At 36.4% G+C, this 14,985-nt stretch carries 15 protein-coding genes; 12 read left to right on the top strand and 3 right to left on the bottom strand.

Going from position 1 to position 14,985, the window contains the following annotated elements; genetic code table 11:
• Positions 1-206: 206 nt before the first annotated feature.
• Positions 207-368, bottom strand: a complete 162-nt coding sequence (locus NSQ59_RS23575; protein WP_161809321.1) for a hypothetical protein — start codon at positions 366-368, stop codon at positions 207-209.
• Between the two features lie 748 nt (positions 369-1,116).
• Between NSQ59_RS23575 and csaA the strand changes: the two genes are divergently transcribed.
• The 8 genes from csaA to NSQ59_RS23535 all read left to right on the top strand — a co-directional run bounded on the left by csaA (position 1,117) and on the right by NSQ59_RS23535 (position 7,734).
• The gene (csaA, locus tag NSQ59_RS23570) at positions 1,117-1,446 is read left to right on the top strand and encodes a chaperone CsaA (protein ID WP_055742442.1); all 330 of its coding nucleotides are present in this window, start codon (positions 1,117-1,119) and stop codon (positions 1,444-1,446) included.
• A gap of 428 nt (positions 1,447-1,874) precedes the next feature.
• Positions 1,875-2,207 (top strand): hypothetical protein, encoded by a 333-nt coding sequence (locus tag NSQ59_RS23565; RefSeq protein ID WP_083489550.1) that lies wholly within the window; start codon positions 1,875-1,877, stop codon positions 2,205-2,207.
• A 656-nt stretch (positions 2,208-2,863) separates the two neighbouring features.
• Positions 2,864-3,649 carry a helix-turn-helix transcriptional regulator gene (locus NSQ59_RS23560; protein ID WP_055742441.1) on the top strand — a complete coding sequence of 262 codons (786 nt, stop codon included), beginning with the start codon at positions 2,864-2,866 and terminating at the stop codon, positions 3,647-3,649.
• 59 nt (positions 3,650-3,708) lie between these two features.
• On the top strand, positions 3,709-4,065 hold the full coding sequence (locus NSQ59_RS23555) for a VOC family protein (RefSeq protein ID WP_055742440.1): 357 nt from the start codon (positions 3,709-3,711) through the stop codon (positions 4,063-4,065).
• Positions 4,066-4,067: 2 nt separating this feature from the next.
• The gene (locus tag NSQ59_RS23550) at positions 4,068-4,532 is read left to right on the top strand and encodes an SRPBCC family protein (protein ID WP_055742439.1); all 465 of its coding nucleotides are present in this window, start codon (positions 4,068-4,070) and stop codon (positions 4,530-4,532) included.
• Between the two features lie 86 nt (positions 4,533-4,618).
• A complete protein-coding gene (locus NSQ59_RS23545; RefSeq protein ID WP_055742438.1) occupies positions 4,619-5,821 on the top strand; it encodes a sensor histidine kinase in 1,203 nt (400 codons plus the stop codon).
• A gap of 210 nt (positions 5,822-6,031) precedes the next feature.
• Positions 6,032-7,123 carry a metallophosphoesterase gene (locus NSQ59_RS23540; protein WP_055742437.1) on the top strand — a complete coding sequence of 364 codons (1,092 nt, stop codon included), beginning with the start codon at positions 6,032-6,034 and terminating at the stop codon, positions 7,121-7,123.
• Between the two features lie 101 nt (positions 7,124-7,224).
• Complete coding sequence (locus tag NSQ59_RS23535; RefSeq protein WP_340832910.1) at positions 7,225-7,734, top strand: SIMPL domain-containing protein; 510 nt, start codon at positions 7,225-7,227, stop codon at positions 7,732-7,734.
• 22 nt (positions 7,735-7,756) lie between these two features.
• Here NSQ59_RS23535 and istB read toward each other — a convergent pair whose 3' ends face one another.
• Both istB and istA read right to left on the bottom strand, forming a co-directional pair.
• Positions 7,757-8,494, bottom strand: a complete 738-nt coding sequence (gene istB / locus NSQ59_RS23530) for an IS21-like element helper ATPase IstB (protein ID WP_445669191.1) — start codon at positions 8,492-8,494, stop codon at positions 7,757-7,759.
• Positions 8,494-9,993 carry an IS21 family transposase gene (istA, locus tag NSQ59_RS23525; protein ID WP_340828741.1) on the bottom strand — a complete coding sequence of 500 codons (1,500 nt, stop codon included), beginning with the start codon at positions 9,991-9,993 and terminating at the stop codon, positions 8,494-8,496. Before istA ends, istB begins: the two co-directional genes overlap by 1 nt.
• A 662-nt stretch (positions 9,994-10,655) precedes the next feature.
• On the opposite strand from istA, the gene NSQ59_RS23520 reads away from it, so the two are divergent.
• The 4 genes from NSQ59_RS23520 to NSQ59_RS23505 all read left to right on the top strand — a co-directional run bounded on the left by NSQ59_RS23520 (position 10,656) and on the right by NSQ59_RS23505 (position 14,801).
• A complete protein-coding gene (locus NSQ59_RS23520; protein WP_055742435.1) occupies positions 10,656-11,339 on the top strand; it encodes a helix-turn-helix transcriptional regulator in 684 nt (227 codons plus the stop codon).
• Positions 11,340-11,354: 15 nt separating this feature from the next.
• Positions 11,355-12,545 (top strand): MalY/PatB family protein, encoded by a 1,191-nt coding sequence (locus tag NSQ59_RS23515; RefSeq protein ID WP_340832907.1) that lies wholly within the window; start codon positions 11,355-11,357, stop codon positions 12,543-12,545.
• 184 nt (positions 12,546-12,729) lie between these two features.
• The gene (locus tag NSQ59_RS23510) at positions 12,730-14,100 is read left to right on the top strand and encodes an APC family permease (protein ID WP_055742433.1); all 1,371 of its coding nucleotides are present in this window, start codon (positions 12,730-12,732) and stop codon (positions 14,098-14,100) included.
• Positions 14,101-14,144: 44 nt separating this feature from the next.
• Entirely contained in the window at positions 14,145-14,801 is a 657-nt protein-coding gene (locus tag NSQ59_RS23505) for a carboxymuconolactone decarboxylase family protein (protein ID WP_340832905.1), read from the top strand.
• Positions 14,802-14,985 lie beyond the last annotated feature (184 nt).

Below are 14,985 nucleotides of genomic sequence, written 5' to 3'. Positions count from 1 at the left end.
GCAGGTCTCTAATCCCACTTATACAAAAGTGATTACAAGTAAGGAAAAATATGAATTTACATTGACAAAAACTTCTGTCATTTTATATTTGAATTTTCTCAGGTCAGGGTATACTATAAATGTATAAACATAAAATAAACCAAGGAGTTGTAACTCCTTGGTCAAATCTGTAACTACTGTTGCAAAGACGGTATGTTCTGGTTGAATTATTGCTGAGAAGAACCACCTTTACGTTTTGGTCGACGCGGGTGGTTTTTCTTTGTCGTTTTTTTACGCTTGCCACTTACTAATCGCTTTGCAAAAGCAGTAGCAAGTGCAGCAAAGAATACATTTAATGTATTCTCTATTAACGACTTGAAAACATCCATAGGTACATCACCTCCTTAACCATAAAAGGAAGAGGGAACATACCGTCCCGCATCAAAGTAGTTACTAAAAGAAGTATAACATAATAGTATAATGCGATTTAGAATATTCTATTTTTTTGTGGTGTATCTTCAAAATCCTCTGTTTTGGATCTAGCTAATAACTGAAGTATACAAAAGTTGTACAATGAAGTAATTTCTCTTGTCCAAAATAAAATGATGAACGGCTTTCAAGCAATTCGAAAATTTTATCAGCTCATCCTGATCTAATAAATAACAAGTTTATAAGTATTACGTACCAAAATTAGAAAAGACACTTGATATTATCTACGAAATCCAACAAAAAATGAAAAAATCCTTATATTTACGGAGTTTAAGAAAATCCATTCGAAAAAGGTTTAATATTAATCCGCAAATTATTAATGGAATGACATCAAGAAGTATTCAAACAGTTAAATATCTGATGAAATGAAAAACTCATTCATACCAGAATGGGTTTTTTTTAATATATAGTGGAACTTTGTATGTATTGCCCGCAGGACGGTATGTTTACGTAATTTAATTACGTGAAGATCTATCCTTACATTTGCGATGATTCGGGTGGTTTATTCTTTGTCTTTTATTACGCTTGTTGTTTCCTATTTGCTGTGCAAAAGTAGTAGCAAGTGTAACTTGGACGTGTTTGTTTGATTTTCCCTCCCATGAGTAATATTGTAAAATCAGAAGAACTAATAAAATGGAGGTAATATTCATGGCAACAATCGAAGATTTTTTAAAGTTAGATATTCGTGTTGGTACCGTGATAAAGGCAGAACCATTTCCGGAAGCACGAAAACCTGCCATAAAATTAGAAATTGATTTTGGCGAAATTGGAATCAAACATTCTTCCGCACAAATAACAAAAAGATATGACCCACAACAACTTATTGGGAGACAAGTAGTAGCTGTAGTAAACTTTCCTACCAGGAGAATTGCGGGTTATAAATCTGAAGTATTGGTACTTGGCGGAGTTCCAGAAGAGGGGGATGTGGTACTATTAAAACCGGATGAGCAGGTTAAAAACGGTACTCCAATAGCTTGAAATACAAAAGCAAACCTTATTATTTCTAGTAAACGTAGCGGTTCTCTAAGAAGGATCGCTTTTTTTCATCATCATCTTTTTTAGCTATAATTACACTGCACAATTTCATAATCTAGGTGAATTTTGTCGAATATTTGGTATTGACATTCTATTTCATTTTATGTAAATATTTTACTGGATATATTTTTTTCTCCGAAAAATTAAACTACAAACTCTTCTTTGATTAGAAGTCATCAATAACCACATTATTACTTCTATGTTTTTATCTCTATTAATAAATTCCAACACCTTATAGTAAGTAAAGTACTTGGTAACCTAGAAAACAGTAAAGCTATATTCTGTCTTTTTGTTAAGCCATCTTATGGGTACATTTTTATATGTACTCATGAGGGTATATATATAAATTTATCCTAAGGAGGATTTTATTTATGGGACATGATATTTACGGGCAAAATAAAGCGGGTGAAGCAATTGCTTATATTCGTTTTACGATGAGGGATTCTTGTGCCTACACTTTTTACCATTTATTAGATGCAACGGATTGTTATGCAGGTGTTAGCGGATCAGGTGACAGCAAAACCCTTTCATTGCCGCAAATGGAAAAGGCATTGGAGGCAAAAAATGAATTATTTAATGAAGATTTTTCAAAACAGCCAAAGGATGATTTTTTAGTATGGCAACAGAAGGAAATCCAGAAATTTATTACTAGTTGCTTGGAAACAGCTCAAAAAGAAGGAAGTGTCAAAGTCTTGTTTTCTTAAATGTTTTAATAGCAGCTTAAGTGTATAGCGGATTACCCACATTTTCCTCTTCCTTGTTGCCACATCTTCCTTACCTTTTCAAAAATCCGGAGACTACAAGTTTTTCATTTTTTTTCAATGACCTAAGAGCAATATCAAGGGTATACTCCTGAAAGAATTCTTCGTCCCATTTTTATAGAGAAGTTGGAATTGGAGATGAAAAGACAATAAATTTTTGATTTGTAATTTACAAAATATTCTTTATTCTAATAGTTGATTATTTGCGGGAAGAACCGAACCACCCTTATGCTTGCGGCGAAAAGCGGGTGGTTTTTCTTTTCGGTTTTTTTACTTCTGCTGCTTAATATTCGCTGAGTAATAGCGGTAGCAAGCGCAGCAAAGAATACATTCACTGTATACTCTATTAACGACTTGAAATTATCTATAGGTATATCACCTCCTTACCCATAATAGGAAGGAGAACATACCGTCCCGCATCAAAGTAGTTACTACAGTCAGTATAGAATATGTCTTCTAAAAAAATAGTGTAAAGGAAGGAGCGCGCCGAGGCTCCATACGAGCAGCATAATGCTACATATAGTTGAAGGAATTCTCAATAGTTCAGAAGAATCTTATAAGAGCAGAGAAGTAAATTCTAATAAAAATAGGTGGCTGTAATGGAAAATAAGAATGATCAAATGAAGGCGGTAAAAATATCTATCGACTATATGAAAAAGAATATAGATACAGAGATTACTTCTGAAGAACTTGCTTACTTAGTCGGTTATAGCACCTATCATTATTCACGGATTTTTAAAGAAATTACAGGTGTTTCGCCACGGCATTATTTATCTGCCTTAAGAATGGAGGCAGGGAAGGAAATGCTGATAAGCTCCAAATCGCCTTCTATTTTAAAAATCCTTTTGTTAATTGGTTTTAGAAGTTTAGGAACATTTAGTTCGAAATTTAAGCAATTTGTAGGATTATCACCTAAGCAATTTCAATTAAGTACTAACGATTTACATGATTTTGTTAATGATTACAAGGACAAGGAATCCCCTTTACTGCTTGCATCTGCACCGCCGATATTATCTTGTCACCTTGAAGTGCCGGCAACTTTTAAAGGAATTATTTTTGTTGGCCTTTTTCCACGTGCGATTCCAGACCAGAAACCTATAATAGGCACAGCTTTTACCCAAAATCAAACAAGTTGTGTTTTTTCAGATATTCCGCTTGGAACTTATTATGTATTAGCGGCTGCATTAAAATGGAGTGTAAATCCGAAAGACTACTTTCTACTGAACAGGGCTTTGCGAGGCAAGTACGATAAGCCGATTGAAATAACCAAGTTTACTGATACAGAAATTACAATAAGCCTGAGAGAACCCTTACCAACCGATCCGCCGATTTTAGTGAACTTGCCCCAGCTTCTATATGAACAGGTAAAGAAGAAAGCAAACTAGAAGAAAGTTTCGGAATAATTAACTGGTAAACTATTCATAAAACCGAGGAGGGAAATAAAATGTTAAATAAAGTATGTGTTCTTACCGTAAAAGTGGAAAATTTGAAAAAAGCGATTGAGTTTTATACGGAGGTTCTGGATTTTAAAGTTTATAAACATTATGGGGAAAAAATCGCTACTTTAGTTCATGATGAAATTCCGATTGTGTTGGAGGAAGAGGGAACAAATAAATCCGGAGAAGGTCAAAATGTTTTACTTGGCATTCTTTCAGAGCATATTGAAAGTGATTTTAATCGATTAAAGTCAAAAGGGGTAAAAATTCTCTTCGATGAACCTAAACCGTGCCCACCTGGCCGCTATATTGTCATAGAAGATCCTTCGGGAAACCAAATTGAAATTTTGGAGTTTACGAATTAAATATGGTGGGAATAAAACACCAGGCATACATTAAGGTAGAAAAGGAGAAGGTATTTCAGACGTTAACCACCGCAGAGGGTTGGAATGCATGGTTCACCGATCGAACAATCATCAATATAAATATTGACGGGACAGGTGAAATCTGGCTTCGTTGGTCATATGGGGATGATCATCAAAGAGAAATCGTTGATGGTGGAAAAATAATAGAAACCATTCCTTGTGAGTCTTTTATTTTTCAATGGAAACCAGGTAAAAATACGACGACTGTAAAATTTCAATTACATCCCTTTAAAGAGGGGACGTTGCTAATCTTAGAAGAAGACGGCTATACAAATGATGATATAACCTCTTGTATTGGATGTTCGGTAGGATGGGGAGAAGCTATTACCTTATTAAAAGTTTTTTTAGAGCATGGGATTGTTTATAAAGGAGATTTATTACTAGGTTTTGAGGATGACCACGGGTAGTGCCTGACACCATGATGTGATACTATATGAGTAGGAATATTTATCCTGTATAGGAAAATGCTAAAAAGACTTTTTTAAGGTGCAACATGGAAGAATTTTATACTCATATAAATAAAAAATTATATTATATAACAGTTTGCATTGTAATAACTATTATGGCAATGGGATTATTAGAGGGTAACGCTATTATTGGCTGGTTGGAGTTTGGGTTTGTTTTACATAGTCTGTTAGTAGTGATTTTATCTGTATGTTTATTGCTATATCCTAAGCATGTAACTCATTTGTTCAGAGCCGTCATTATTATCTTAGCGTTTTGTTATTTTTATACCATCTTTTTTCTGTACCCTGGTATTGGGTCTAATTTTATTTTTCTTTGTTTTATTCCTGCAGTTGCTATTTTGTTTTTTGATTCAAAGCTATTTTATTTTTCCATTCCGCTTAACAGCATTCTAATGACATTTACGTTCGTTTATATTAATTATTTGGATGAAGAATCTGCTTATTACTATATTAAAGAAAATTTAATCGGCAATGTGATAAATTTTATCGGGAGTCAAGCACTGATCTGCTTTACTTTCTATTTAACGTACGGGCGAATGAAAAAACAGCAATTATATTATGAACAAATTAAGCAGTCAGAGCGATTAAAGACAACTGGCCAATTGGCCGCTGCATTGGCCCATGAGATAAGAAATCCTTTAACAGTGGTCAAAGGCTTTTTACAGTTATATGAAAAAGACACAGCATATAGCGCCGACGCAAAAAGACATTTCAGGCTAATGATAGATGAATTAAATATAGCAGAAGAGGTGCTTTCTCAGTTTCTATCAATCGCGAAACCGAATAGAAATGCAGTGACAGAAACCGTGAATGTTAGATCTGTTCTTCAAAGTGTAGTAGATCTGCTTCAATCCTATGGGTTTTTTCGAGATAATAAAATTGAACTTAAGGTAATGGAAGATTGCTTTATCGCTGTCAATAACATTGAGATTAAACAAATGCTCGTCAATATTATCAAAAATGCCATTGAGGCTTCTAAAATTGGCGATTCCGTTATTGTAACGGCAGAAAGGAAAAAGGATTTTGTTGAAATAAAAGTGACCGACTTCGGGGATGGAATGTCTGAAGAGGAAGTGAAATCTCTCGGTACTCCTTTTTATTCATTAAAGAGTAAAGGGACTGGCTTGGGGATGATGATTTGCTTTAATATAGCAGCTAAGTATAATGGGACTATTGACTTTCATAGTAAAAAAGGCGAAGGAACCACCGTTACGATACGATTTCCTTAATAAGGAATAGGCAAAGAGCAAAAGGCATCTTTGCTTTTTTGTTTCCCTTCATTTTTAAAGATGCCTTAATTCGGGTGTATAGCCGTATAAATGAACGATGTGTAAATAAGGAGAGGGTAATGTCCACGAGTATGCCTGACACCGAAAGGAAAATGGAGAATTTTGTCGAATATCAAAAAATAAAATCAAGGAATAAAGGAGTTCCCTACATTGGACAAAATAAGAGAATTATCTATCCCAAATCATGCAAGAATTATTGTTATATCCGATATCCATGGAGAATTAGAGCTTTTTCAAAGGCTGCTAGACAAAGTTCAGTTTAGCAAAGAGGATTACCTCATTATTAATGGTGATCTTTGTGAAAAGGGAAGCAACAGTATGGGCGTAGTCCAATACATAATGGAATTAGAAGCAAATAATCCAAAAGTTCACGTCATAGAGGGCAATTGTGATACATTAGTGGAATATCTTTTAAATGAAGATCAGAATATTATAAACTACTTATGCACAAGAAAGCATTCCATCATGAATGAATGGCTGGAGAATATCGGTTACAAGATTTCATCAGAATCAAGCGTTAAAGAGGTAAAGGAACAATTATGGAGGCATTTTTCAAGGGAAATAAAATGGTTAACAGAACTACCAACTGCCATTGAAACGGATCATTATATTTTCGTTCATGCTGGGCTGGAGGACATTGAAAACTGGAAAGACACGAGCAGAGTTGCTGCCATTTCGATCCCAGAGTTTTTACTTAAGTCACATCAAGCAAATAAATATGTTATTGTCGGACATTGGCCAGTTGGAAATTATACTTCAAAAACTTTATCGAACAATCCAATCATCGATCAGGAGAAAAAAATCATTGCAAATGATGGTGGGAATAACGTAAAACTTTCTGGGCAACTAAATGCCTTTATTATTACTCCGTCCTCCTCAGGGGATAATTTTTCTCATACATACGTGGACCGTTTTCCTACAACGAAGGTAATAAAACAATTTAACGCAGATTCATCTTGGACAGGTTCCATTTCTTATGTAAATTATGCTCTTACTCCAATTGAAAAAGGAGAGCATTTCACCTTATGCAAACAACCGGGAACTGACCAATTACTCTATGTGAAAAATGAGTATATCCTTCAAAAGGATAGAGGCTATGAGGCAAAAGAGGAGGTCTCTTGCACACAAATAAGTGTAGAAAAAGAGGACATTGTTTCTATCATTGATGACAGTTGCGCAGGATATGCCTTGATAAAAAAAGACGGATTCGTCGGCTGGGTAGCTAAGGAAGCTATAGAATGATAGTAAGTCCTAAACATTAGGAAATTTTTAATACTTTTCACACTCCCCATTCCACCTTTTTCTTCATAAAATCTAATATTAAAGAAAAAGGTGGAATGCCTATGTATTATCCCTCCTATCGTGATGATTCTCCTCGTGTAATAACGGTTATTGGAAGGGCAACTCTTTCTCGAAAACCGGATACCGTTATCATCCAATTAGAAGTGATGACAGAGAATGAACAGATTCAACAAGCACAACAGGAAAATGCGTATAAAATGAATCAAGTAATCCAAACTCTTATACAATCAGGAATTATAAAGGAAGATATTCAGACTTCTTCTTATATCATCCATCCTCGATATGATTACGTGGATGGAAAACAAGTATTTAAGGGCTATCAAGTAATCAATTCGATCATGGTTAAAATAAAAAAACTGGATCTAGTCGGACATATTATTGATACGGCTGTTAAAAATGGGGTAAATCAGGTATCCAACATTCAATTTACACTCGAAAATCAACCAATTTACTATCAAAAGGCGCTGAGCGATGCCTTAAAAAATGCTCTGGTAAAGGCACATGTTTTTTGCAAGCAGAAAGTGCAGAAAAATGCAGCGAAATTTACATAGGCTTGCAGCGGTTTGTTTTACATTAAATTTCATCCAATGTTTTTACCGATGAAAGAGCATTTTTTAACCTATAACTTTCTCCCGTAAACGCTATTACGTGGGCATGATGTACTAATCGGTCCACAAGGGCTGATGTTAGGCGGTTATCTCCAAAAACCCGGTTCCATTGACCGAATTCTAGGTTAGAGGTTACTATCACGCTCTTGTGTTCATAACAGTCTGCGATAATATGAAACAATAATTCAGAGCCTTCTTTTTGAAAAGGGACGTATCCCAATTCGTCCAATATAAGTAGGTCGCACTTTTCGATTTGACGTTTTAACCTGTGTAAAGTGCCTAATTTCATTGCTTCTTCTAATTGTCCTACTAAATCAGCTACCCGAAAGAAACGGACTTCATATCCCATTTCACAGGCCTTAACACCTAAAGCCGTTGCTAAATGTGTTTTCCCCGTACCCGGTGTCCCCATAAGTAGTAGGTTCTGTTTTTCCTTAATAAAACGAAGGTCACAAATTTCCTCTTTCGAGGTTGTGGCTGGTAAATGTAGCTGCTCATCCCATTCATAGCCATTAAGCCATTTAAGTTCCCTAAATTTAGCCTTTTTTATTAGTCTAGCTATCTTTGTTGTCTGCCTAGAATTGACTTCAATTAATAGAACATCACGTAAATACTGTTCTTTACTTTCAAAAGGGATATCCTCAAACTCTTCGATAATATGGGCTAAGTGAAGTGTTTTGCAAATTGCCTTCAAGTCGGCCATCAGGAAACACCTCCTTCCAGAGAAGGACAAAGCATTTTATCATAAGTATTCAAATCGGTTTCATAGTTAAGCAAAATCTTAGGCGTATGTACCTCGTTTAATTTTTCCGGATAGGATGCTTTTTTTGCTTCTAAAATAAAATCAAGTTCATGTGGATCCCTCTCAAAACGTTCTTCTTTTTCCAAAGCCATATGAATATCATTCAGAGTATGTTTTTCTAATAATTTTTTTACCCCCTTGACCCGGGATCTGGTCTCTTCTGATCGTATCGTCAAATACGTTTGAACTCTTTCCGGCAAATACTTAAAAAAGCGTGAATACCTCACGGACCGCGGTTTCTTCTCCCAATCTATTAAAATATCATTCCATGGAATCGCTCTTGTGGCATTCATATAAGGGCGGTTTTCTTGATAAACAATTTCTCCGTCATTCGTAAAACAGGTAAATCGATCCCATTCCATTTTAAGGACTAACGCCTGTTTCATTCTCGCTTTGTGGAGAACAAATTTCTCACCGTCAACTTCAATTTCCCCGTATTTATTAACCTTAGCGGATTTTACCGAATAAATCGGAAAATCAGTTAAAGGAAGGGCTTTCAATTGCTTTTTATCCTCTTCCCAAAGCTCATCAATCATCACATTTTTTTCATAGTGGGGACGTTGCCGGTCCTTTTCCATTTCTTCCTTCATCCAGTCTGCTAATTGTGGAAAACTCTCCATAATCGGTGCTGTTGTAAACAGGTTATTCCTTGTATATCCGACCTTCTTTTCTACATTTCCTTTCTCATGTCCACTTGCCGGATTACAAGGCTGTACTTCAAAGCCGTAATGGCATTTAAATCTCAGAAAGGCGTCAGTATAGGTCCTTCTGTCCCCTTTGCCAATAGAAACAACCACCGCGGCTAGGTTATCTATACGCAAATATGTAGGTACTCCTCCTGATTGATGGAACAGCTGCTTTAACCCCTCTAAGAAACACTCGGTATTTTCGCCAGGAAGAGGATAACCAAATCCAGCATTACTGTGTGGAAAGCTCAGGATTAGAGCTTTGATATCTTTATAGGCTCCATCTTTTACTACAGTCATGTTTCCAAAGTCCACCTGCGCTTCACCTGGAGGGTGTTCTAAACGTTCATGTCTTTCAATCCTAGCTGCTTTGAGTTGTGGCTTTCGGTTCTGGATATATTCGCATACGGTCCGATAGGACCCTTTAAAACTATGGTTATCTCTAAGATCTTCATAGATCTTCTTGCTAGTTCTCCGTTCTTTTCTTTTGAGTTTCATGTCCTCCTCTAGCCAATCATCAACAATTTCCCCGAAACCTTCTTCGTACATCATTCCTTTTTTACTGAACTTTAGTGTCTCTTCAAATCTTTCTCCATCAGCGTATTTCTTAACCGTCCTCCAATTACAACCAGTTTTTCTTGTAATTTCATTTATTGATAAGTCTTCTTCTTCTCTTAAGTGTTTGATATAATCTACTTTAGGCATTGCTAGCATCCTTTCATTTCCTCCCCACTGTTGTGATCTCTCAATCAATACAGTAGGGGATAATTTTGGGGCTGGCAAGCCTATTTTTATGCAGTTAAGTTCTGCATAAATTCCCTGCAAACCTCTGTACTTTTATTTTGCAATAAACAGGCACAGACGCTTGCGGAAACATTAAAGGTAAATTATGACCCCATCCCCATAAAAATTGTAGAGGATATTAGTGAAATGCCCCACCCTTTTCAAAAATTTGCGTTGGTGGAAAATAGTATGTCTACTCCTATTGTGCCTGGCGAGATGGAGATTAAGGCAAAAGTGGAAGTGCAAATGGAGTATTATGGATAAACATCCGTTAAAAAAGCGCATATCAGTCATTTTGATTTGCGCTTTTTTAAGTGGCCCAAGTCGAAAAATGTAGTTTTTTTAATGTTGTGAATATTCCATAAAAATATTGACACATAAATAAAAATAAAATATATTTATCGTAATAAAAATTTATTATCCTAATAAAAAATAATCATTGATGAAAGCGAGGGGAATATGTAACAACATTTTTTTACATCTCTATTGAAAGCGTTTTCATAAAAGGTAGAACTGTCCTTGTGGAACGGACAAATAAAGAAAATGTCCACGGGTGGTGCCTGACACCACTTGGTGAGGGGTGGTAGTTTCATATGAGTGAGAGCGTGTCTTTGCAAATTAAGAAGTATATACCGTTGGTGGAGTTCTTGGGAAGTGTAATGGGAAGCCATTGTGAAGTGGTTTTGCATGATGTTCGTAATATCGAAAATTCTATTGTTGCCATCAAAAATAGTCATATAAGCAATAGAAAGGTAGGGGGTTCCTTAACAGATCTTGCATTAAAAATATTAAAAGATAAATCATATATAGGAAAGGATTTTCTGATTAATTATGCCGGCAAGACACAGGATGGCAAGATTGTCCGTTCGTCCACCTTTTTTATAAAGGACGATATGGGAAATGTAATAGGAATGCTTTGCTTTAATATGGACGTAAGCAAAATGGTGGAAACTAGGAATCTATTAGATAGTTTGATTAACGGGGCAATGGAGGTTCCGGAAAATGGCTTGCAGCTTGAAGGAAAACAACCTGGACATCATGATCCGCCTATAGAAGATTTGCATACTTCCATAGAGGATCTTACAACATCCATCGTTTGCAAAACTATATCAGAAACAGGTATTACTCCAGATAGAATGTCATCGGAAGAAAAAATGGAAGTGATTCAAAAACTAAATGAAAAAGGTGTTTTTTTAATCAAAGGCTCCGTATCAGAGGTAGCAAAACATATGAAAACATCTGAAGCAACGGTATACAGATACTTAAATAAAGCTTAATGGAGGAAAAAGAACATGAAATATAATTTTGATGAGGAAATAAATCGTTTTAATACCAGTTCCGTTAAATGGGATGAAGTAGATACTATTTTTAATGGTGAAAACCTTCTGCCTATGTGGGTGGCTGATATGGATTTTAAGGTGCCAGAACCTGTCATTGAAGCAATAAAACAACGGGCAGAACATGGAATCTTCGGTTATACAGCACGGAACGATTCTTATTACGAAGCAATCATTAATTGGATGCAGCGGCGCCACAATTGGAAGGTGGAAAAAGATTGGATTTGCCATGCACCTGGTGTCGTTCCAGCATTAGGGATGATCGTTCGAACCTTCACAAAACCGGGGGATAAAATCATTATACAATCGCCTGTCTACTACCCTTTTACAAATGTAGTAGAAAAAAATGAGAGAGTCATTGTCCAAAATCCATTAAAATACGAAGACGGTAAGTATGTTATGGATTTCGAAGATCTGGAGAGTAAAATCGATCACGACGTAAAAATGATCATTATTTCCAGTCCTCATAATCCGGTTGGAAGAGTGTGGAAGAAAGAAGAACTTACCCAACTAGGAGATATTTGTCTAAAACATAATATCCTTGTTGTATCAGATGAAATCCATTTTGATTTAATTTTAAAGGGACATTCCCATACGCCATTTGCTTCCATTTCAGAAGAGTTTGCCCAAAATTCGATTATTTGCACTGCTCCAAGTAAAACATTTAATTTAGCAGGATTGCAAACATCCAATATTATTATTCCGAATAAAAATATACGTGAAAAATTTACAAATACATTAGAGTCCCTTTTCATAGGCATGACTAGTACCTTTGGCCTTGTAGCAACAGAGAGTGCATACCGTTATGGGGACGAATGGCTCGATCAACTACTAGTATACTTACAGAAAAATCTAGAGTTTTTAACTGATTATATTAATCAAAATATTCCAGAGTTAAAAGTAATCCCAACAGAAGGCACCTATCTTGTTTGGATTGATTGCAGAGAATTGGGGCTTGAGGCAAAAGAGCTTGAACATTTAATGCAAAAAGAAGCGAGAGTTGCATTAGATGAAGGCTATATATTTGGCAAAAGCGGTGAAGGCTTTACAAGAATGAACATCGCTTGTCCGCGCTCTATTTTGGAAGAAGGGTTAAAAAGAATCGAGAAGGCAGTTAAAAGTGTCAGGGGGGTTGCCTCGAAATAAAAATTCAATAGGATTTCCCAACTGTGAAAATGTCGTTCGAGTACTTTCATAAAGCAGTTAATTCCCTCTTCGTACAGATTCGGGCGACAAAGGTTACTAAGATAGTGAATGAGAAAGCTATTTTAGTAATTTTTTTAACGAGAGTATTCAGAATGTTCCAAATAATGTTGAGGGGGATTGGGAAATGGCTAGTCAAGAATCGAATTTAAAGAAAGTATTAGGATTAGGGGATGTAATGGGAATTGCGGTAGGTCAAATTATCGGTGCAGGTGTTATGGCATTGACAGGCGTTGCAATCGGAATGACTGGAAGTGGTATAACACTCGCTTTTATTCTTTCTTCTGTTTTTACCATTATTACTATTTTGCCAATCGCCATAATGGGATCTGCTATACCTACAACAGGCGGATTATATCGATATTCCAGCCGCTTATTATCTTCAAAAGTAGGATTCTTTTGGATGTTGTTATTTATTCTTGGTAATTTGACTATTGCAATGTACGCCATTTCGTTTGCCCAGTATATGCAAGGATTAGTGCCATCTATACCGATGACACCTATTGCATTCGGACTACTCACGATATTCTATCTTTCTAATATTGTAGGTGTAAAATTTGCAGCAATAGTGGAAAAAGTGATGGTAATCGTGCTCTTCCTTGGTTTAGCAGTCTTTATCATATGGGGTTTTCCAGAAGTAAATTATTCCGTATTTAATGCTAAAGAGATGTTTCCGCATGGGGCAGGTGGATTTTTTACCGCTGTCGCATTGCTTTCCTTTGCAACTGGAGGTGCTCAAGTAATTGCTGAGCTAGGCGGGGAAATGAAAAGACCTGGAAGGGATATTCCATTAACCATCATTGTTACGACCATTGGAGTAGGTATTCTTTATGCGTTTATGGCAACTATTGCAGTTGGAATTCTACCGATCTCCGATGTTGCTAACAAGCCGTTAACCGATGTTGCAAGAACGATTCTACCGCATCCGCTATTTATTTTCTTTATGATTGGCGGGGCAATGTTTGCATTAGCAACAACCTTAAATGCCACCTTATCTTGGATCACAAAGGGAATCTTGATATCTTGCGAGGATGGATGGCTTCCGAAATCATTGGGGAAGGTCAATAAGAAATTCGGAACACCACATTGGCTGCTAACTGTATTTTATGTTGTTGGTTTGATCCCAATTCTTACAGGACTATCGCTTGAAACCATTTCGGCATTAGGTACTGGAGTGTTACTGGTTGCAAATGTTATCCCAATCATTGCCTCTTCACAATTGCCGAAAAAATATCCGGAATTATATATGAAAGCACCATTTAAATTATCGAAAACAGCATTAAATATTGTCGTTGTTCTTGCCGTGATTCTCTTGGCAGTTCAAGGATACTTACTATTATCATCCTTATCTTACAAGTTTATGATCGGTGCTGGTATTTACATGGTTGCCGCTGCACTTTATGTCATTATCTTCGGCAACAGATTAAATATCAAAAAAAATCTAAGCTTTGCGGAGGATCCAGATTCCCCGCAACATCCAACCAATATTGGAGCTTAGGGTTTTCTGAGTAAAAAAATGTAAAATAGTGGGAGGTATCGAAAATGACAGACGATAATTTATATAAAAAGTCGTATATTCGTAGATTAAGTGAATTAGGAAAGCTGGCACCGGATACGATGAAAAAGTTTACGGCTTTCGATCAGCAGGCATTAGCAGAAGGGGTGCTATCTAAAAAGACAAAGGAACTAATTGCGGTTGCAGTGGCTCATGTTACTGGTTGCCCGTACTGTATTGAGGCGCATGTTTCAAGTGCAAAAAGATTAGAGGTTTCAAAGGAAGAAATGCTGGAAGCCATTATGGTGGCAACAGCGTTAAAAGCAGGTTCAGCACTCGCTCATGGGGTAAATGCGTTAAATGCCTACGATGGAACAGGTGGGGAGGAGCTTTACAAGAGGTCGAATAAAAACCGACTGATGGAGTTTAAAGAGATAAATGCTGATTCGTTTCATGCTTTTTCTCTGTTTAATCATCAAGCATTGAAGGATGAATTGTTGAGCAGAAAAGAGAAGGAATTAATTGCCGTTGCGGTTGCTCATGTTACAGGGTGTGCCTATTGCATTGATTCCCATACGAAGAGTGCGAAACAATTAGGAGTCACCCTAGAAGAACTTGCGGAATCCATTTTTGTAGCTACCGCGTTAAAGGCAGGTTCAGCACTCGCACACAGTGTTAATGCTCTCAATGCTTATTACGACTAGTTAACGGTAATTTCTGCAAAACTAGATAAGCAGGAGGGGGTATGGAATGAAGATTCCAAAAACATTTCCTTCACTAGGGTTTCGTGATTATCGATTGCTTTGACTAAGCTTTTCTATGGCTAATTCCGGACAATATGCCTTTACGGTTTCAGTTAGCTGGCTTATCTTTTCTTTATCTAAATCA

The organism is Margalitia sp. FSL K6-0131, assembly GCF_038008735.1.
Lineage (GTDB): Bacteria > Bacillota > Bacilli > Bacillales > Bacillaceae_C > Margalitia > Margalitia shackletonii.
This window is presented reverse-complemented; position numbering and strand designations above follow the sequence as displayed.

What these genes read in the sequence shown, in the direction of transcription:
- NSQ59_RS23510 (WP_055742433.1), top strand. Translation starts at nt 12,730, where the DNA reads ATGGCTAGTCAAGAATCGAATTTAAAGAAAGTATTAGGATTAGGGGAT.
- NSQ59_RS23545 (WP_055742438.1), top strand. Translation starts at nt 4,619, where the DNA reads ATGGAAGAATTTTATACTCATATAAATAAAAAATTATATTATATAACA.
- NSQ59_RS23535 (WP_340832910.1), top strand. Translation starts at nt 7,225, where the DNA reads ATGTATTATCCCTCCTATCGTGATGATTCTCCTCGTGTAATAACGGTT.
- NSQ59_RS23575 (WP_161809321.1), bottom strand. Translation starts at nt 368, where the DNA reads ATGGATGTTTTCAAGTCGTTAATAGAGAATACATTAAATGTATTCTTT.
- NSQ59_RS23565 (WP_083489550.1), top strand. Translation starts at nt 1,875, where the DNA reads ATGGGACATGATATTTACGGGCAAAATAAAGCGGGTGAAGCAATTGCT.
- csaA (WP_055742442.1), top strand. Translation starts at nt 1,117, where the DNA reads ATGGCAACAATCGAAGATTTTTTAAAGTTAGATATTCGTGTTGGTACC.
- istB (WP_445669191.1), bottom strand. Translation starts at nt 8,494, where the DNA reads ATGGCCGACTTGAAGGCAATTTGCAAAACACTTCACTTAGCCCATATT.
- NSQ59_RS23550 (WP_055742439.1), top strand. Translation starts at nt 4,068, where the DNA reads ATGGTGGGAATAAAACACCAGGCATACATTAAGGTAGAAAAGGAGAAG.
- NSQ59_RS23560 (WP_055742441.1), top strand. Translation starts at nt 2,864, where the DNA reads ATGGAAAATAAGAATGATCAAATGAAGGCGGTAAAAATATCTATCGAC.
- NSQ59_RS23505 (WP_340832905.1), top strand. Translation starts at nt 14,145, where the DNA reads ATGACAGACGATAATTTATATAAAAAGTCGTATATTCGTAGATTAAGT.
- istA (WP_340828741.1), bottom strand. Translation starts at nt 9,993, where the DNA reads ATGCTAGCAATGCCTAAAGTAGATTATATCAAACACTTAAGAGAAGAA.
- NSQ59_RS23555 (WP_055742440.1), top strand. Translation starts at nt 3,709, where the DNA reads ATGTTAAATAAAGTATGTGTTCTTACCGTAAAAGTGGAAAATTTGAAA.
- NSQ59_RS23515 (WP_340832907.1), top strand. Translation starts at nt 11,355, where the DNA reads ATGAAATATAATTTTGATGAGGAAATAAATCGTTTTAATACCAGTTCC.
- NSQ59_RS23520 (WP_055742435.1), top strand. Translation starts at nt 10,656, where the DNA reads ATGAGTGAGAGCGTGTCTTTGCAAATTAAGAAGTATATACCGTTGGTG.